The organism is Tabrizicola caldifontis, assembly GCF_004762095.1.
In the GTDB taxonomy this organism is placed as follows: domain Bacteria; phylum Pseudomonadota; class Alphaproteobacteria; order Rhodobacterales; family Rhodobacteraceae; genus Tabrizicola; species Tabrizicola caldifontis.
Window position 1 is genome coordinate 18,594 of sequence record NZ_SIJH01000015.1, and the last position, 16,123, is coordinate 34,716.

The 16,123-nt window shown below is 64.1% G+C and carries 21 protein-coding genes; all 21 read left to right on the forward strand.

From position 1 onward, the window contains the following. The first annotated feature begins 528 nt into the window (after window positions 1–528). Window positions 529–894 carry an NADH-quinone oxidoreductase subunit A gene (locus EYB42_RS13475; protein ID WP_135450650.1) on the forward strand — a complete coding sequence of 122 codons (366 nt, stop codon included), beginning with the start codon at window positions 529–531 and terminating at the stop codon, window positions 892–894. Next, a complete protein-coding gene (locus EYB42_RS13480; protein ID WP_200833970.1) occupies window positions 885–1,418 on the forward strand; it encodes a NuoB/complex I 20 kDa subunit family protein in 534 nt (177 codons plus the stop codon). Before EYB42_RS13475 ends, EYB42_RS13480 begins: the two co-directional genes overlap by 10 nt. A gap of 2 nt (window positions 1,419–1,420) precedes the next feature. Beyond that, a complete protein-coding gene (locus EYB42_RS13485) occupies window positions 1,421–2,026 on the forward strand; it encodes an NADH-quinone oxidoreductase subunit C (RefSeq protein WP_135450652.1) in 606 nt (201 codons plus the stop codon). Beyond that, the gene (locus EYB42_RS13490; RefSeq protein WP_135450653.1) at window positions 2,023–2,457 is read left to right on the forward strand and encodes a thioesterase family protein; all 435 of its coding nucleotides are present in this window, start codon (window positions 2,023–2,025) and stop codon (window positions 2,455–2,457) included. The genes EYB42_RS13485 and EYB42_RS13490 overlap by 4 nt, the downstream gene beginning before the upstream one ends. Continuing rightward, a complete protein-coding gene (locus EYB42_RS13495; protein ID WP_205909992.1) occupies window positions 2,457–3,698 on the forward strand; it encodes an NADH-quinone oxidoreductase subunit D in 1,242 nt (413 codons plus the stop codon). Before EYB42_RS13490 ends, EYB42_RS13495 begins: the two co-directional genes overlap by 1 nt. Before the next feature lie 8 nt (window positions 3,699–3,706). Continuing rightward, complete coding sequence (locus EYB42_RS17390; protein WP_167851024.1) at window positions 3,707–3,856, forward strand: hypothetical protein; 150 nt, start codon at window positions 3,707–3,709, stop codon at window positions 3,854–3,856. Window positions 3,857–3,859: 3 nt separating this feature from the next. Continuing rightward, complete coding sequence (gene nuoE, locus EYB42_RS13500; RefSeq protein ID WP_135450655.1) at window positions 3,860–4,924, forward strand: NADH-quinone oxidoreductase subunit NuoE; 1,065 nt, start codon at window positions 3,860–3,862, stop codon at window positions 4,922–4,924. A gap of 57 nt (window positions 4,925–4,981) precedes the next feature. After that, a complete protein-coding gene (locus EYB42_RS13505; RefSeq protein WP_135450656.1) occupies window positions 4,982–5,572 on the forward strand; it encodes a hypothetical protein in 591 nt (196 codons plus the stop codon). Between the two features lie 8 nt (window positions 5,573–5,580). Continuing rightward, window positions 5,581–5,802: a DUF5337 domain-containing protein gene (locus EYB42_RS13510; RefSeq protein ID WP_135450657.1), complete on the forward strand. Its 222-nt coding sequence runs from the start codon at window positions 5,581–5,583 to the stop codon at window positions 5,800–5,802. Window positions 5,803–5,812: 10 nt separating this feature from the next. After that, window positions 5,813–7,108, forward strand: a complete 1,296-nt coding sequence (gene nuoF, locus EYB42_RS13515; RefSeq protein WP_135450658.1) for an NADH-quinone oxidoreductase subunit NuoF — start codon at window positions 5,813–5,815, stop codon at window positions 7,106–7,108. Between the two features lie 5 nt (window positions 7,109–7,113). Next, window positions 7,114–7,362 carry a hypothetical protein gene (locus EYB42_RS13520; protein ID WP_135450659.1) on the forward strand — a complete coding sequence of 83 codons (249 nt, stop codon included), beginning with the start codon at window positions 7,114–7,116 and terminating at the stop codon, window positions 7,360–7,362. Between the two features lie 107 nt (window positions 7,363–7,469). Further along, window positions 7,470–7,874 carry a DUF5333 domain-containing protein gene (locus EYB42_RS13525; protein WP_135450660.1) on the forward strand — a complete coding sequence of 135 codons (405 nt, stop codon included), beginning with the start codon at window positions 7,470–7,472 and terminating at the stop codon, window positions 7,872–7,874. Between the two features lie 196 nt (window positions 7,875–8,070). Further along, a complete protein-coding gene (gene nuoG / locus EYB42_RS13530) occupies window positions 8,071–10,104 on the forward strand; it encodes an NADH-quinone oxidoreductase subunit NuoG (RefSeq protein ID WP_135450661.1) in 2,034 nt (677 codons plus the stop codon). A 3-nt stretch (window positions 10,105–10,107) separates the two neighbouring features. Then, window positions 10,108–10,512 (forward strand): hypothetical protein, encoded by a 405-nt coding sequence (locus EYB42_RS13535; RefSeq protein ID WP_135450662.1) that lies wholly within the window; start codon window positions 10,108–10,110, stop codon window positions 10,510–10,512. 15 nt (window positions 10,513–10,527) lie between these two features. Further along, window positions 10,528–11,565, forward strand: a complete 1,038-nt coding sequence (gene nuoH, locus EYB42_RS13540) for an NADH-quinone oxidoreductase subunit NuoH (protein ID WP_135450663.1) — start codon at window positions 10,528–10,530, stop codon at window positions 11,563–11,565. Between the two features lie 2 nt (window positions 11,566–11,567). After that, window positions 11,568–12,062: an NADH-quinone oxidoreductase subunit NuoI gene (gene nuoI, locus EYB42_RS13545; RefSeq protein WP_135450664.1), complete on the forward strand. Its 495-nt coding sequence runs from the start codon at window positions 11,568–11,570 to the stop codon at window positions 12,060–12,062. Window positions 12,063–12,074: 12 nt separating this feature from the next. Beyond that, complete coding sequence (locus EYB42_RS13550) at window positions 12,075–12,494, forward strand: carboxymuconolactone decarboxylase family protein (protein WP_135450665.1); 420 nt, start codon at window positions 12,075–12,077, stop codon at window positions 12,492–12,494. Continuing rightward, window positions 12,491–13,105, forward strand: a complete 615-nt coding sequence (locus EYB42_RS13555; protein WP_135450666.1) for an NADH-quinone oxidoreductase subunit J — start codon at window positions 12,491–12,493, stop codon at window positions 13,103–13,105. The genes EYB42_RS13550 and EYB42_RS13555 overlap by 4 nt, the downstream gene beginning before the upstream one ends. After that, window positions 13,105–13,518: a hypothetical protein gene (locus tag EYB42_RS13560; protein WP_135450667.1), complete on the forward strand. Its 414-nt coding sequence runs from the start codon at window positions 13,105–13,107 to the stop codon at window positions 13,516–13,518. The genes EYB42_RS13555 and EYB42_RS13560 overlap by 1 nt, the downstream gene beginning before the upstream one ends. A 51-nt stretch (window positions 13,519–13,569) precedes the next feature. Continuing rightward, on the forward strand, window positions 13,570–13,875 hold the full coding sequence (nuoK, locus tag EYB42_RS13565) for an NADH-quinone oxidoreductase subunit NuoK (protein ID WP_135450668.1): 306 nt from the start codon (window positions 13,570–13,572) through the stop codon (window positions 13,873–13,875). A gap of 4 nt (window positions 13,876–13,879) precedes the next feature. Next, complete coding sequence (gene nuoL / locus EYB42_RS13570; RefSeq protein WP_135450669.1) at window positions 13,880–16,117, forward strand: NADH-quinone oxidoreductase subunit L; 2,238 nt, start codon at window positions 13,880–13,882, stop codon at window positions 16,115–16,117. Window positions 16,118–16,123: the final 6 nt, after the last annotated feature.

Below are 16,123 nucleotides of genomic sequence, written 5' to 3' on the forward strand. Positions count from 1 at the left end.
TTCTTCTCAAATACACTGGGGGTCCGGGGGTGGAACCCCCGGCGCTCCAGCCGGTTGGCCGGCGGCCCGCAGGAGGTGTCGGACAGGATCTGACCGTGGCGCGGCTTTCCGTTGGCGATGCGCGATTCGATTGCAGCGGGGGCCATGGCCCGGTGGCGGCTGTCAGGGGCGTCGCGGCCGCGGCAGCAATGGGCAGGTGCAGGGCGCATCGGCGAAATCGTCGTCCGGTAGCCCAAGTCCGCGACAAGGCAAGTCCGCGACAAGGGCGGCCCGCTCTTGCGCTGAGGGTCGGGAGCTGGCCCCCTGCGCGGCCTCAGCCTTGCCGCGCGGGCCCGACAAGGCGGCGGATGCGTTGCAGAATTTCCGAGAATAATGCTATGGCTTCCGGAAATTTCTGCATCTGCAAAGGCCGGAATCCCCACCGGGTTCGGTTGACCCCGCCGGGGGGGCGGAGTAAACGGACCGTGAGACGAAGCGGGCCATCAGAGTCCGCGCTGCTCGCGTGTCGCCAGCATCAAGGAGCCCCTCGTGGATCTGCTTCTCCGAGAGTATCTTCCCATACTCATTCTTCTGGGTATTGCCGTTGGCCTGGGTCTGGTCCTGATCCTTGCCGCGGCGGTCCTGGCCGTCCGTAACCCGGATCCCGAAAAGGTCAGTGCCTACGAATGCGGCTTCAACGCCTTCGACGACGCGCGGATGAAGTTCGACGTGCGGTTCTACCTGGTGTCGATCCTGTTCATCATCTTCGACCTGGAAGTGGCCTTCCTGTTCCCCTGGGCAGTCGCCTTCGGCGAACTTTCCATGGCGGCCTTCTGGTCGATGATGCTGTTCCTGGCCGTGCTGACCGTCGGTTTCGCCTATGAATGGAAGAAGGGGGCGCTGGAATGGGAGTGATGACCGGAGCCAACACCGCCGCCGCTGACCACGAGGTCGCCGTCCAGGCGCTGAACCGCGAGCTGTCGGACAAGGGCTTCATCCTGACCTCGACCGAGGACATCATCAACTGGGCGCGGATCGGGTCGCTGCACTGGATGACCTTCGGCCTCGCGTGCTGCGCGGTCGAGATGATGCATACCTCGATGCCGCGCTATGACCTGGAACGCTTCGGCACCGCGCCGCGCGCCAGCCCGCGGCAGTCGGACCTGATGATTGTGGCGGGCACGCTGACCAACAAGATGGCGCCGGCGCTGCGCAAGGTCTATGACCAGATGCCAGAGCCGCGCTACGTCATCAGCATGGGCTCCTGCGCCAACGGGGGCGGCTACTACCACTACAGCTATTCGGTGGTGCGCGGCTGCGACCGGATCGTCCCCGTGGATGTCTATGTGCCGGGCTGCCCGCCCACGGCAGAGGCGCTGCTTTACGGCATTCTTCAGTTGCAGCGGAAGATCCGCCGCACCGGCACCCTGGTGAGGTAATCATGAACGAAGCCCTTCAGGAACTGGCCGGGATCATCGAGCTGAAGCAGCCCGAGGCGGTGATGTCCCATACCATCGCTCATGGCGAGCTTACCGTCGTTGCGAACCTGGCCAATCTGGAATCGCTGGTGGAGTTCCTGCGCGACGATCCGGCTTGCCGGTTCTCGACGCTGGTCGACATCACTGCCGTCGATCACCCCGAACGGGTTCAGCGGTTCGATGTGGTCTATCATTTCCTGTCAATGTATCGGAACCACCGCATCCGGTTGAAGGTGGCAGTGCGCGAAGACGGGATGGTACCTTCGATCACCGAACTGCACCCCAGCGCCAACTGGTTCGAGCGCGAGGTGTTCGACATGTTCGGCATCCTCTTCTCGGGCCACCCCGACTTGCGCCGCATCCTGACCGACTACGGCTTCCGCGGCTATCCGCTGCGCAAGGACTTTCCGACCACGGGCTACACCGAGGTTCGCTATGACGAGGCGCTGAAACGTGTCGTCTACGAGCCCGTGAAGCTGGTTCAGGAATACCGGCAGTTCGATTTCATGTCGCCCTGGGAAGGGGCTGAATACATCCTTCCCGGCGACCAGAAGGCCGAGGCGAAATGAAACCGGGCCTTGCCATCGGCGACCGGGCAGAGTTCCGCCACCGGATCGGTGCCGGCCACACGGTGCCGGCCCTTTACCCGGAGTCGGCGTTTTTCCGGGCGATGCCGGGCGTCTTTGCCACGGGCTACATGGTGGGCCTGATGGAATGGGCCTGCATCGAGCAGCTTGCCCCCCATTACGAAGAGGGCGAGGGCTCGCTGGGAACGTATGTCGATGTCAGTCACGTTGCGCCCACGCCTCCTGGCCTGACGGTGAAGGTCGAGACCGAAGTGACGGCCGTCGAGGGCAGGTTCGTGTGGTTCAGGGTTCGCGCCCATGACGGGGTGGACATGATCGGCGAGGGGCGGCATCAGCGCGCTCTGGTGCGCTGGGATAAATTCGTGCCGAAGGCCATGGCGAAGGCCGGGACCGGGGCAGAGGAGACGGTTTGATGGACGGCGATATCCGCAAGACGGTCTATGACGATGGCTCGACCGATTTCGAGACCGGCGAGCAGCGCATCCGCAACTTCAACATCAACTTCGGACCCCAGCACCCGGCGGCGCACGGCGTGCTGCGGCTGGTGCTGGAGCTGGACGGCGAGATCGTCGAACGCTGCGACCCGCATATCGGTCTGCTGCACCGCGGCACCGAAAAGCTGATGGAAAGCCGCACCTATCTGCAGAACCTGCCCTATTTCGACCGGCTGGACTATGTGGCGCCGATGAACCAGGAACATGCCTGGTGCCTGGCGATCGAGCGGCTGACCGGCACGGTGGTGCCGCGCCGCGCAAGTCTGATCCGGGTTCTCTATTCCGAGATCGGGCGCATCCTGAACCATCTTCTGAATGTGACCACCCAGGCGATGGACGTAGGCGCGCTGACCCCGCCGCTCTGGGGCTTCGAGGAACGCGAGAAGCTGATGGTTTTCTACGAACGCGCCTGCGGCGCCCGGTTGCACGCGGCCTATTTCCGCCCAGGCGGAGTGCATCAGGATCTGCCGCCGCAGTTGATCGACGACATCGAGGCCTGGGCCGAGGCCTTCCCCAAGGTGCTGGACGACATCGACGGCCTGCTGACGGAAAACCGCATCTTCAAGCAGCGCAATGCCGATATCGGCGTGGTCACGGAAAAGGACATCCAGCAGTGGGGCTATTCCGGTGTGATGGTGCGCGGTTCGGGTCTGGCCTGGGACCTGCGCCGCGCCCAGCCCTACGAATGCTACGACGAGTTCGACTTCAAGATCCCCGTCGGCAAGAACGGCGACTGCTATGACCGCTATCTCTGCCGCATGGCGGAAATGCGCGAGTCGACGAAGATCATCCGTCAGGCCATCGCCAAGCTGCGCGAGCCGGCCGCACAGACCGACGTGCTGGCCCGCGGCAAGATCACGCCCCCGAAGCGGGGCGACATGAAGACCTCGATGGAGGCCCTCATCCATCACTTCAAGCTTTACACCGAGGGCTTCCACGTCCCCGCCGGTGAGGTCTATGCCGCAGTCGAGGCGCCGAAGGGCGAGTTCGGGGTATATCTTGTCGCCGACGGCACCAACCGTCCCTATCGCGCCAAGATCCGTGCGCCGGGCTATCCGCATCTGCAATCGCTGGACTGGCTGTGCCGCGGCCACCAGCTGGCCGATGTCAGCGCGATCATCGGGACGCTGGACATCGTTTTCGGCGAGATCGACCGCTGATGCCGGACGTGACGATCAATCTGTGGGCCCTGATCCTGGGCGCGGCCTCGGGCCTCGCCGGGGTGATCGGTTCACGCTACGGCCACAAGCTGGTCATGGGCGCCGTCTCGGGCGCCGTGGCCGCCGTGGTCCTGACCTTCGCCAGGGGATATTTCTGAGCCATGCTGCGCCGCCTTCACCATACCCAGCCCGAAAGCTTCGCCTTCACCCCGGCGAATCTGGAATGGGCAAAAGGCCAGATCACCAAATACCCCGAGGGCCGGCAGGCATCGGCGATCATTCCGCTTCTGTGGCGCGCGCAGGAGCAGGAAGGCTGGCTTTCCCGTCCTGCCATCGAATATGTCGCGGACATGCTGGGCATGCCCTACATCCGGGCGCTTGAGGTGGCGACGTTCTACTTCATGTTCCAGTTGCAGCCGGTGGGCAGCGTGGCCCACATCCAGATCTGTGGCACCACGAGCTGCATGATCTGCGGTGCCGAGGATCTGATCGCGGTCTGCAAGGAACTGATCGCGCCGACACCCCACACGCTGAGTGCGGACGGCAAGTTCAGTTGGGAAGAGGTCGAATGCCTGGGTGCCTGTGCCAATGCACCCATGGCCCAGATCGGCAAGGATTACTACGAGGATCTCACCGCCGGGAAACTGCGCGAGCTGATCGCGCGTTTCTCGGTCGGAGAGGTTCCGGTGCCCGGTTCGCAGATCGGGCGCTATGCGGCGGAACCCGCGGCGGGGCTGACCAGCCTGACCGAGTTCGAGAGCGGCCGGACACAATACAACGCCAGTGTGCAGCTGGCGGTGGATATCGGCGACACGGTGAAGCGGATCGACGGAACGGAAGTGCCGCTTTCGATGCCGTGGCTCGGCAAGTCTGCCAAGGCGGCTAGGCCTGCTGCAAAGGCCAAGGCGCCGGCTGGTGCTGCGGCCCCGGATACCCCTGCGGCCGCAGGGGTAAAGCCTGCGACGCTTGCCGAGCCGCGCGATGGCAAGGGCGATGACCTGACAATGATCAGCGGTGTCGGGCCGAAATTGCAGGCGCTGTGTCAGAAACTTGGCTTCTGGCATTTCGACCAGATCGCTGCCTGGACGCCGGCCGAAGTGGCCTGGGTCGATGCCAATCTGGAAGGGTTCAAGGGCCGAGTCACCCGCGATAACTGGGTGGCGCAGGCGAAGGTTCTGGCTGCGGGCGGTTCGGTCGAGGACGCCCACCGCGCAGCGAAGGTGTAAGGGAAGGACGAGAAGACTGACACAGCCCGCAACGGGCACCACAGAGAGGGACGGCAGATGCGCAAGGCTGAGAATTTGAATGCCCCGAATCTCGGGGGGTGGGCGATCGGAGCGGCGGCAGGCCTTGTGGCCTTTGGTGCCCTGGTTGTCGTCGGCAAGTTCGATCTGTTTCCGGCAGCCTTCCTTGGCGGTGTCCTTGCCGTTCTTGTAGGGTTGATCCTGGGCATGCCCTGGGGCGCAACCGCCCCTGCCCAGCCCGGCCCGCGCGTTCGCAAGATCGTGCCGGCCCCCGAAGCATCAGCCGCCGTCGCGTCGATGCAGCCGGTGACCGCGCCCGCAGCCCCCTTGGCTGCTGCCGCCGCGCCCGTCGGGCCGCAACGGCTGCAAGCGCCGCGCAATGGCAGGGCTGACGACCTGAAGGAGATCGAGGGAATCGGTCCCGCACTGGAAAAGCTGCTGAATTCCCTTGGTTTCTATCACTTCGACCAGATCGCAGGCTGGAGCGATGATGATATCGTTCTGGTCGATGCCGAAATGGAGAATTTCAAGGGCCGCATCGTCCGAGACCGCTGGGTGGTGCAGGCGAAGATCATCGTGAGCGAGGGGCTGGAAGCCTTTCGCGAACGCGCGAAGACCAACAATTACTAGGGCCACCAATGAATCGCCCCGATCCCCAGGACCTAAAGCGGGCAGCCCAGGCGCGGCTGGTCGGCATCGTGCTGGCGGTGACGATGCTTCTGTGGATGGGGGTGCAATGGCTGGGCGGCCGCTTGGGGTGGGAGACGCGCTACGTCTTCCTGTTCGATTTTGCCGCACTGGCCGCGTTTCTATGGGCCCTTGTGGTGACGTATCAGATCTGGCGGGGACGCCGGGGTTAGGAAGGCTGCAATGCTACGCGATCAGGACCGTATCTTCACAAACCTTTACGGGATGCACGACCGCAGCCTGAAGGGCGCTATGAAGCGCGGCCATTGGGACGGCACTGCCGAAATCATCAAGCGCGGCCGCGACACGATCATCGAGCAGGTCAAGGCATCCGGCCTGCGCGGGCGCGGGGGGGCTGGTTTCCCGACGGGATTGAAATGGTCCTTCATGCCCAAGCAGTCGGACGGACGGCCCTCCTACCTGGTGATCAATGCCGACGAGTCGGAGCCCGGCACCTGCAAGGACCGCGAAATCATGCGGCATGACCCCCACACGCTGATCGAGGGGGCGCTGATCGCGTCCTTCGCGATGGGGGCACACACCTGCTATATCTACATCCGCGGCGAATACATCCGCGAGCGCGAGGTGCTGCAGGCCGCGATCGACGAATGCTATGACGCGGGCCTCCTGGGCAAGAACGCGGCCAAGTCGGGCTGGGATTTCGACCTTTACCTGCACCATGGCGCCGGGGCCTACATCTGCGGCGAGGAAACGGCACTGCTCGAAAGCCTGGAAGGCAAGAAGGGCATGCCCCGGATGAAGCCGCCCTTCCCGGCCGGGTCCGGTCTTTATGGCTGCCCGACCACGGTGAACAACGTGGAAAGCATCGCAGTCGTGCCCACGATCCTGCGCCGGGGGCCGGAATGGTTTGCGGGCTTTGGGCGGCCGAACAATGCCGGCACTAAGCTGTTCGCCATCTCGGGACATGTGAACTATCCCTGCGTCGTCGAAGAGGCGATGTCGATTCCCCTGAAGCAGCTTCTGGAGGAACACTGCGGCGGCGTGCGCGGTGGGTGGAAGAACCTGAAGGCGGTCATTCCGGGCGGCTCGTCGGTTCCGCTGCTGACCCAGTCGCAATGCGACGATGCGATCATGGATTTCGACTGGCTGCGCGAGCAGCGGTCCGGCCTCGGGACGGCGGCAGTGATCGTCATGGACCAGTCCACCGATGTCATCAAGGCGATCTGGCGCCTGTCGAAGTTCTACAAGCATGAATCCTGCGGCCAGTGCACCCCATGCCGGGAAGGCACGGGCTGGATGATGCGGGTCATGGACCGGCTGGTGCGCGGCGAGGCGGAGATCGAGGAGATCGACATGCTTCTGTCGGTGACCAAGCAGGTCGAGGGGCACACGATCTGCGCCCTTGGCGATGCGGCGGCCTGGCCGATCCAGGGCCTGATCCGCGCCTTCCGCGACGAAATCGAGGACCGCATCAAGGCCCGCAAGACCGGGCGCATCTCGGCCGTTGCGGCGGAGTGATGCGGATGGCGCTGGCCCTTTCGCTGATGATGGCTCAGGCTGCCTGCGTGGCGACGGCACCGCAGACGGTGCCGGTTGCCGCAAGCGGCCCGGTGCGCGTCACGAAGAACGGCCAGCCCTTCGCCATGTGGGAAGGGGCCGTCGCGCGGAAGTTTGCAGATGCCCAGTGCGGACCGCGGGGTGTGCGGTCCACGATCTATGACCGCTACGATCGCGTGACGGGGGAATGGGTCTATCCGGGGGGCTTTGCATGACTGGCGCGGTCTTCACGGATCACAAACCGCTGAGAAAAGCGGTCTGTCATGGCATATCAGGGGGCGTCGCCTCCATCTCTGCGGCACGAGCAGCCAAGGAGACACTCATGCGCCCGTTCAGGATTCTGACCCTTTGCGCCACCCTCGCCGCAACGCCGGCGCTGGCGCTGGTGCCGATCAACGAAGAACCCTACATCAACGAAACCCTGCTTCAGGGTTTCATCGGTGATGCCATCGCCGACAACTGCCCGACCATCGAGCCGCGAAAGTTGCGCGCGCTGAACGAACTGGCCAAGCTGCGCGACTATGCGCTGAAGAAGGGCTATTCCGCCAAGGAAATCCGCGCCTTCGTGACCTCGAAGGAGGAAAAGGCGCGCGGCAAGGCGCTGGCGGCCGCGATCCTGAAGGAGCGTGGGGCCGAGCCGGGCAAGACCGACGTCTATTGCGCCATCGGCGAAGAAGAGATCGCCAAGGGCAGCCTGGTCGGCCAGCTTCTGAGGTCGACGAAATGATGACCATGGCCCCCGTCATGCCCGAATGCCCGTGGGGCGCCAGCCCCGGTGTCGTCGCGGCTGGGCCGGGGGCGCAATGGATTTATCCCGGCATCATGGAATGGCCACGGCTGCCATGCCTGCGCCGGGGACGAACAGAACGAACTGCTGCCGCAAGGAGACTGCGGGTGCACAGAAGGGACGGCGGAGCAAGGCCATGACCAATCTCAGGAAAATCAACATCGACGGGATCGAGGTCGAGGTCGATGGCGCGATGACCATCATCCAGGCGGCCGAGGTCGCAGGGGTGGAGATCCCGCGCTTTTGCTACCATGAACGCCTGTCGATCGCGGGCAACTGCCGGATGTGCCTGGTCGAGGTGGTGGGCGGCCCGCCGAAGCCCGCAGCCAGCTGCGCGATGCAGGTGCGCGATCTGCGGCCGGGTCCGAACGGCGAGGCGCCGGTGGTCAAGACCAAGTCGCCAATGGTGAAGAAGGCGCGGGAAGGGGTGATGGAGTTCCTGCTCATCAATCACCCGCTTGACTGCCCTATCTGCGACCAGGGCGGCGAGTGCGACCTGCAGGATCAGGCCATGGCCTATGGCGTGGACTTCAGCCGCTATCGGGAACCCAAGAGGGCGTCAGAGGATCTGGATCTGGGCCCGCTGGTCAAGACGGCGATGACCCGCTGCATCAGTTGCACCCGCTGCGTGCGCTTCACCACCGAGGTTGCCGGCATCACCCAGATGGGCCAGACCGGCCGCGGCGAAGATGCCGAGATCACCAGCTATCTGAACATGACGCTGGATTCGAACCTGCAGGGCAACATCATCGACCTTTGCCCGGTCGGCGCGCTGACCTCCAAGCCCTATGCCTTCACCGCCCGGCCCTGGGAGCTGACCAAGACCGAGACCGTGGACGTGATGGACGCGCTGGGGTCCAACATTCGGGTCGACACCAAGGGCCGCGAGGTCATGCGTATCCTGCCGCGCAACCATGACGGCGTGAACGAGGAATGGATCAGTGACAAGACCCGCTTCGTCTGGGACGGGCTGCGCCGCCAGCGGCTGGACGTGCCTTACGTTCGCGAAAACGGCAAGCTGCGGAAGGCGACATGGGCCGAGGCCCTGGCCAAGGCGGCCGAGGCGATGAAAGGCAAGAAGGTCGCCGCGCTGGTTGGCGATCTGGCCCCGGTCGAGGCGATCTATTCGCTGAAGCAGCTGATCGAGGGTTTGGGTGGGCGCGTCGAATGCCGCACCGACGGCGCGAAGCTGCCCGCCGGCAACCGTTCGGGCTATGTCGGTACCGCGAAGATCGAGGATATCGACGGCGCAAGGGCGATCTGGCTGATCGGAACGAACCCGCGCGTGGAAGCCGCCGTTCTGAATGCCCGAATCCGCAAGGCCTGGCTGGCCGGCGCGACTGTCAGGCTGGTCGGTGAAGCGGCCGATCTGACCTATGACTACGACCACATCGGTACTGACCGCGCTGCGTTGGAAAGGCTGGCATCGCAGGCGTTCGCCGACGAGACGAAGGCCAAGCCCAGCCTGGTCATCGTCGGCCAGGGCGCGATCAACGAGGCCGATGGCGAGGCGGTTCTGGCCCATGCGATGAAGCTGGCCGAGAATTCCAAGTCGAAGCTTCTGATCCTGCATACGGCGGCGTCGCGCGTGGGCGCGATGGATGTGGGCGCGGTGACGGATGGCGGGCTTTCGATGGCGGTGAACGGGGCCGAGGTGATCTACAACCTCGGCGCCGACGAGGTGGAAATCACCCGCGACGGGACCAATGCGCCCTTCGTCATCTATCAGGGCAGCCACGGCGACCGTGGTGCGAACCGGGCGGACATCATCCTGCCGGGCGCGGCCTGGACGGAGGAGAACGGCCTGTTCGTCAACACCGAGGGGCGGCCGCAGCTTGCGTTCCGCGCCGGCTTTGCCCCGGGCGAGGCAAAGGAGAACTGGGCCATCCTGCGGGCGCTCTCGGCGGAGCTGGGGGCGACGCTGCCTTGGGACAGCCTGGCGCAGTTGCGTAGTGCGCTGATCACGGCGCACCCGCTTCTGGGGCGGATAGACGAGGTGGCCGAGAACGCCTGGCAGCCGCTTGAACTGAAACCCATGGCCAAGGCCACGTTCCGCAATGCGATCCGCGACTTCTACCTGACGAACCCTATCGCGCGGGCCTCCTCGGTCATGGCGGAACTCTCGGCGATGGCCAAGGCACGGGCGGCTGCGCCGATGGCGGCGGAGTAAGCCATGCAGCACCCGCTGACCCTGATCGCCACCCTCGGCACCGCGACTGCGGCGCTGGGGGCTTGCGCGCCCGCGGCGGAGGTGTCAGAGGGACGCGGCCAGCCGGTCTATGAGGGGGTTCAGGCGACCCCCTTGACCGACGACCTGGTCAGTCTGACCGTCGCCATGCGTGGCCCGGCAGGCAGGGCAGAGGTCGAGGCCTATGGCCGCTGTGCGGCGGCGCAATATGCGCTGGATCGGGGATACGGGTTCGCGCGGCAGGTGCGAACCATAGTCAGAAGGGAAGGGCGGTCATGGGTCGGGGATGCGGTCTATCTCATCTCGCCCGGGCAGCCGCAGGGCCTGCGGACCATCGACGCGGCGGTGGCGGTGGCAGAATGCGCAGAGCTTGGAATACCGACGGTTTGAGGATGAGGGGCTGAAATGTCGGAGTTTCTTTCCACGGGGTTCGGAACGGCGGTGCTGATTGCGGCACAAAGCCTTCTGATCGTGGCATTCGTGATGATCAGCCTGCTGTTCCTGGTCTATGCCGACCGCAAGGTCTGGGCCGCCGTGCAGATGCGTCGCGGCCCCAACGTGGTGGGGCCCTTCGGATTGCTGCAGTCGGTAGCCGACGCACTGAAATATGTGGTGAAGGAGATCGTGATTCCCGCCGGGGTGGACCGCCCGGTGTTCTTCCTGGCGCCGATGCTGTCCTTTGTCCTGGCGATGCTGGGCTGGGCGGTGATCCCGTTCGATGACGGCTGGGTGCTGGCCAACATCAACGTTGCGATCCTGTTCGTCTTTGCCGTGTCGTCGCTAGAGGTCTATGGCGTCATCATGGGCGGCTGGGCCTCGAACTCGAAATACGCCTTCCTCGGCAGTCTCCGCTCTGCGGCGCAGATGATTTCCTACGAGGTCTCGCTGGGCCTCATCATCATTGGTGTCATCATCTCGACCGGGGCCATGAACTTCAGCGCCATCGTCGCGGCCCAGGATACCGGCTATGGCCTGTTCGGTTGGTACTGGCTGCCGCACCTGCCGATGGTGTTCCTGTTCTTCATCTCGGCGCTGGCGGAAACCAACCGTCCGCCCTTCGACCTGCCGGAAGCGGAATCGGAACTCGTGGCAGGCTTCATGGTCGAATATTCTTCGACGCCGTATCTGCTGTTCATGGCCGGCGAATACATCGCCATCTTCCTGATGTGCGCGCTGATCAGCCTTCTGTTCTTTGGCGGCTGGCTCTCGCCCATCCCGGGCCTTGCCGATGGCTGGTGGTGGATGGTGGCGAAGATGTGGTTCTTCTTCTTCATGTTCGCCATGGTGAAGGCGATCGTGCCCCGCTACCGCTATGACCAGCTGATGCGGATCGGCTGGAAGGTGTTCCTGCCAATGTCGCTGGCTTGGGTGGTGATCGTGGCCTTCCTCGCGAAGTTCGAAGTGCTCGGCGGCTTCTGGGCCCGCTGGACGATTGGAGGCTGACGATGGCGAACATCGACTGGAATCGCGCGACCCGCTATTTCCTTCTGACCGACTTCATCAAGGGCTTCGCCCTGGGCCTGAAGTATTTCTTCGCCCCCAAGGCCACCGTGAACTACCCGCACGAAAAGGGGCCGCTGTCGCCCCGCTTCCGCGGCGAACATGCGCTGCGCCGCTACCCGAACGGCGAGGAACGCTGCATTGCCTGCAAGCTGTGCGAAGCCGTCTGCCCGGCGCAGGCCATCACCATCGACGCCGAACCGCGCGAAGACGGTAGCCGCCGCACCACGCGCTATGACATCGACATGACCAAGTGCATCTACTGCGGCTTCTGCCAGGAAGCCTGCCCCGTCGATGCCATCGTCGAAGGCCCGAACTTCGAATTCTCGACCGAGACCCGCGAAGAGCTGTTCTACACCAAGGAAAAACTCCTTGCGAACGGCGAGCGCTGGGAAGCCGAGATCGCCCGAAACCTGGAAATCGACGCCCCGTACCGCTGAGGCCCTTGGGTGATGACCGACGATTTCGCCAAGATGTTCGCTGCCTGGATGGAGCAGGGCCAGAAGATGGCCCAGGCCTTCATGCCGGGCATGGAGAACTTCGACCCGAAGTCGTTTGAAAAGTTCTTTCCCGCCATGCCCAGAGAGCTTCTGGAGATGTGGTTCGGAAAGACCTTCAACCCGGAAGGGCTGGATGCCCGCACCCGGTTTCTGATAACCATCGCTGCCCTGACCGTGCTTGGCCCGGCGGGCGAGCCGCAGTTGCGGATGACGATCCGCAACGCCCTTGCCGCCGGGGCCACCAAGCGCGAGATCGCGGAAGTGATCTGGCAGATGTCGATGTTCGGCGGCCTGCCCGCCATGCAGAAGGCGCTTGAGATTGCGCAAGCCGTCTTTGCCGAGACTGACGAACCTGAGGAGAAAGACGCATGACCGTCTTCGATTTCGCCTTTTACGCCTTTGCCGCGACGACGGTGACGGCCGGCCTGATGGTCACGCTGAGCCGCAATCCGGTGCATTCGGTGCTGTGGCTGATCCTTGCCTTCCTTTCGACGTCGGGCCTGTTCGTGCTGCTTGGGGCCGAGTTCGTGGCGATGCTTCTGGTAATCGTCTACGTCGGCGCGGTGGCGGTTCTTTTCCTGTTCGTCGTGATGATGCTGGACATCGACTTCGCCGCGCTGAAGGGCGAACTTGCGCGCTACATGCCGCTGGGCTTGCTGATCGGTGTTGTCCTGCTGATGCAGGTGGCAATCGGCGTCGGCGTCTGGCAGGTCGCGGACCAGGCCGAGGCGCTGCGCAAGGCCGTCGCGCCTTCTGCCACCGAGGTAGAGAATACCCGTGCGCTGGGCCTTATCCTTTACGACCGCTATTTCCTGCTGTTCCAGCTGGCCGGCCTGATCCTTCTGGTGGCGATGATCGGGGCGATCCTGCTGACGCTGCGGCACCGCAAGGACATTAAGCGGCAGAACGTTCTGGCCCAGATGTGGCGCGACCCGGCCAAGGCGATGGAGCTGAAGGACGTCAAACCGGGGCAGGGGTTGTGATGAACGCTGCTGCTCCCCTTGTTCTGACCGCAGCGCTGGTCGCGCCCGCCGGAGCGCGGACGCCCGACCTGCAAGGTCTGCCTGTCTGCGAGGACGAAGCTGGCCGCGTCGTCGAGCTGCAGGATCAGGGGGCGCGCGGGGATTGGGTGCTGTTCTGGACGGCATCCGACCGCGACGCTGCGGGCGAGATGGTGCTGGCAAGCTGCCGGTCGGGGCGCGCCTTGCGCGTGAATCCGGGTGCGGCCGAGGGCACCCTGGCCGGCGCCGCGGCCATCATGCGCGGCGCGATGTGGGATGAGGAAGCGCAGACGCTGGGCGACATTCAGGCCAGCCTGCGGGCCAGCGGATACCGGGCCAGCCGGGTCAGAATCCCGCTGACCCACTGCGCCTGCGATCTGGCCGGGCAGGCCTGACGCAACGAACGACGGAACGACAACGGGCTTCAGACCCGGAGGGAACGAGAGATGGTGGGACTTGAACATTACCTGACAGTGGCCGCGGCCCTGTTCGTGATCGGGATCTTCGGGATCTTCCTGAACCGGAAGAACGTGATCGTCATCCTGATGTCGATCGAACTGATGCTTCTGGCGGTCAACATCAACCTTGTCGCCTTCTCCTCCTATTCCGGCGATCTGGTAGGGCAGGTCTTCACCATGTTCGTCCTGACCGTCGCCGCCGCCGAGGCCGCCATCGGCCTTGCGATCCTTGTCGTCTTCTTCCGCAACCGCGGCACCATCGAGGTGGAAGACGTGAACGTGATGAAGGGCTAAGGACATGGCAACGATCATCCTCTTCGCTCCCCTGATCGGGGCCATCATCTGCGGCTTCGGCTGGCGCCTCATCGGCGAAAAGGCCGGGCAGGTCATCACCACCTCGCTGGTGTTCCTGGCCGCCGCACTGTCCTGGTGGATCTTCCTGACCTTCGACGGCGAGACTCAGCGTATCGTCATCCTCCGCTGGATCGAAAGCGGCACGCTGGGCAGCGAATGGGCCATCCGTCTTGACCGGCTTACCGCGATCATGCTGGTCGTGGTGAACTCGGTTTCTGCGCTCGTCCATCTCTACTCGTTCGGCTACATGGCGCATGACGAGAACTGGCACGAGGGCGAGCATTACAAGGCCCGCTTCTTTGCCTATCTGTCGTTCTTCACCTTCGCCATGCTGACGCTGGTGACGGCGGACAACCTTGTGCAGATGTTCTTCGGCTGGGAGGGCGTGGGCGTCGCCTCCTACCTGCTGATCGGCTTCTACTATCGCAAGCCCAGTGCCAATGCCGCTGCGATCAAGGCCTTCGTGGTCAACCGGGTCGGCGACTTCGGCTTTGCGCTGGGAATCATGGCGCTGTTCTTCCTGACCGACTCGATCCGCTTCGACGACGTGTTCGCTGCCGCTCCGTCACTGGCAGAGACCAACCTGACCTTCCTGTGGTCAGAGTGGAACGCGGCGAACCTGGTGGGCGTCCTGCTGTTCATCGGGGCGATGGGGAAATCGGCGCAGCTGATCCTGCACACCTGGCTGCCCGACGCGATGGAAGGCCCGACGCCGGTTTCCGCGCTGATTCACGCCGCGACCATGGTGACGGCAGGGGTCTTCCTGGTCTGCCGGATGTCGCCGCTTTACGAATACGCGCCGCAGGCGACAGCCTTCATTACCGTGCTGGGGGCGACGACCGCCTTCTTCGCGGCGACCGTGGGTTTGGTGCAGAACGACATCAAGCGCGTGATCGCCTATTCGACCTGCTCGCAGCTGGGCTACATGTTCGTGGCCGCAGGCGTGGGGGTCTATCCGGTGGCGATGTTCCACCTGTTCACCCATGCCTTCTTCAAGGCGATGCTGTTCCTGGGTGCCGGGTCGGTGATCCATGCCACGCACCACGAACAGGACATGCGCAATTATGGCGGCCTTCGGAAGAAGATCCCGCTGACCTTCTGGGCGATGATGATCGGGACGCTGGCGATTACTGGCGTTGGCATCCCGCTGACCCATTACGGCTTTGCCGGCTTCCTGTCGAAGGATGCGGTCATTGAATCGGCCTATGTCGGCTCGTCCTATGCCTTCTGGCTGCTGGTCATCGCCGCCTGCTTCACCAGCTTCTATTCCTGGCGGCTGATGTTCATGACCTTCTACGGTGAAAGCCGCGCGCATGGTCATGCCCAGGACCACCACAACGGCGCGGTGCATGAGACCCATGGTCACGACGACCACCACCACGAGCCGCACGAAAGCCCGCTGGTCATGCTGATCCCGCTTGGGGTTCTGGCACTGGGGGCGGTCTTCTCGGGCATGATCTGGTACAAGGTCTTCTTCGGCGACGAGACTGCGCTGCGGAACTGGTTCGGAATGGAAGTTGCCGCGCATGGCGACACTGCCGCCCATGGGGCGGAAGCCCCGGCCGAAGCCCATGGCGATGCGGCCGCCGCAGACACCGAAGGCGGTACCATGCCCGCAACCGACCATGGCGCAGCAGCGCACGGCATTGCTGCGGCGCCGAAAGGGGCGCTGCTCATGCTGCCCTTCACACCGGAGGAACAGGCGCTCGTCGACAGCCGGCTGGATGCAGCCAAGGTCGCCAAGGCCGAACATGCGCCGACCACCATGATCAATGCGGCGCACCTTGTGCCCGCTTGGGTCAAGGTCTCGCCCTTTGTTGCCATGTTGATCGGCTTTGCCGTGGCCTGGCTGTTCTACATTCGCCGTCCAGACCTGCCAGGCCGTCTGGCCGCCCAGCAGCGCCCGCTGTACCTGTTCCTGTTGAACAAGTGGTATTTCGACGAACTTTACGACTGGGTGTTCGTTCGACCGGCGAAATGGCTGGGTAGCTTCCTGTGGAGAAGGGGCGACGGTGCGGTCATCGACGGCACCATCAACGGGGTGGCCATGGGGATCATTCCCTTCTTCACCCGCCTCGCAGGCCGTGCTCAGTCCGGCTATCTGTTCCACTACGCCTTCGCGATGGTGCTGGGGATCGTGATCCTTGTCACCTGGATGACGCTGTTCGGCGGCGCGAAGTAAGGGCGC

Excerpts from the sequence above, each read along its gene's own strand:
- EYB42_RS13535 (WP_135450662.1), top strand. The coding sequence starts at position 10,108 with ATGCAGCACCCGCTGACCCTGATCGCCACCCTCGGCACCGCGACTGCG.
- EYB42_RS13550 (WP_135450665.1), top strand. The coding sequence starts at position 12,075 with ATGACCGACGATTTCGCCAAGATGTTCGCTGCCTGGATGGAGCAGGGC.
- EYB42_RS13490 (WP_135450653.1), top strand. The coding sequence starts at position 2,023 with ATGAAACCGGGCCTTGCCATCGGCGACCGGGCAGAGTTCCGCCACCGG.
- EYB42_RS13520 (WP_135450659.1), top strand. The coding sequence starts at position 7,114 with ATGGCGCTGGCCCTTTCGCTGATGATGGCTCAGGCTGCCTGCGTGGCG.
- EYB42_RS13495 (WP_205909992.1), top strand. The coding sequence starts at position 2,457 with ATGGACGGCGATATCCGCAAGACGGTCTATGACGATGGCTCGACCGAT.
- nuoG (WP_135450661.1), top strand. The coding sequence starts at position 8,071 with ATGACCAATCTCAGGAAAATCAACATCGACGGGATCGAGGTCGAGGTC.
- EYB42_RS13485 (WP_135450652.1), top strand. The coding sequence starts at position 1,421 with ATGAACGAAGCCCTTCAGGAACTGGCCGGGATCATCGAGCTGAAGCAG.
- EYB42_RS13525 (WP_135450660.1), top strand. The coding sequence starts at position 7,470 with ATGCGCCCGTTCAGGATTCTGACCCTTTGCGCCACCCTCGCCGCAACG.
- nuoE (WP_135450655.1), top strand. The coding sequence starts at position 3,860 with ATGCTGCGCCGCCTTCACCATACCCAGCCCGAAAGCTTCGCCTTCACC.
- nuoF (WP_135450658.1), top strand. The coding sequence starts at position 5,813 with ATGCTACGCGATCAGGACCGTATCTTCACAAACCTTTACGGGATGCAC.
- EYB42_RS13480 (WP_200833970.1), top strand. The coding sequence starts at position 885 with ATGGGAGTGATGACCGGAGCCAACACCGCCGCCGCTGACCACGAGGTC.
- nuoI (WP_135450664.1), top strand. The coding sequence starts at position 11,568 with ATGGCGAACATCGACTGGAATCGCGCGACCCGCTATTTCCTTCTGACC.
- EYB42_RS13505 (WP_135450656.1), top strand. The coding sequence starts at position 4,982 with ATGCGCAAGGCTGAGAATTTGAATGCCCCGAATCTCGGGGGGTGGGCG.
- EYB42_RS13555 (WP_135450666.1), top strand. The coding sequence starts at position 12,491 with ATGACCGTCTTCGATTTCGCCTTTTACGCCTTTGCCGCGACGACGGTG.
- EYB42_RS13560 (WP_135450667.1), top strand. The coding sequence starts at position 13,105 with ATGAACGCTGCTGCTCCCCTTGTTCTGACCGCAGCGCTGGTCGCGCCC.
- EYB42_RS13510 (WP_135450657.1), top strand. The coding sequence starts at position 5,581 with ATGAATCGCCCCGATCCCCAGGACCTAAAGCGGGCAGCCCAGGCGCGG.
- nuoK (WP_135450668.1), top strand. The coding sequence starts at position 13,570 with ATGGTGGGACTTGAACATTACCTGACAGTGGCCGCGGCCCTGTTCGTG.
- nuoH (WP_135450663.1), top strand. The coding sequence starts at position 10,528 with ATGTCGGAGTTTCTTTCCACGGGGTTCGGAACGGCGGTGCTGATTGCG.
- nuoL (WP_135450669.1), top strand. The coding sequence starts at position 13,880 with ATGGCAACGATCATCCTCTTCGCTCCCCTGATCGGGGCCATCATCTGC.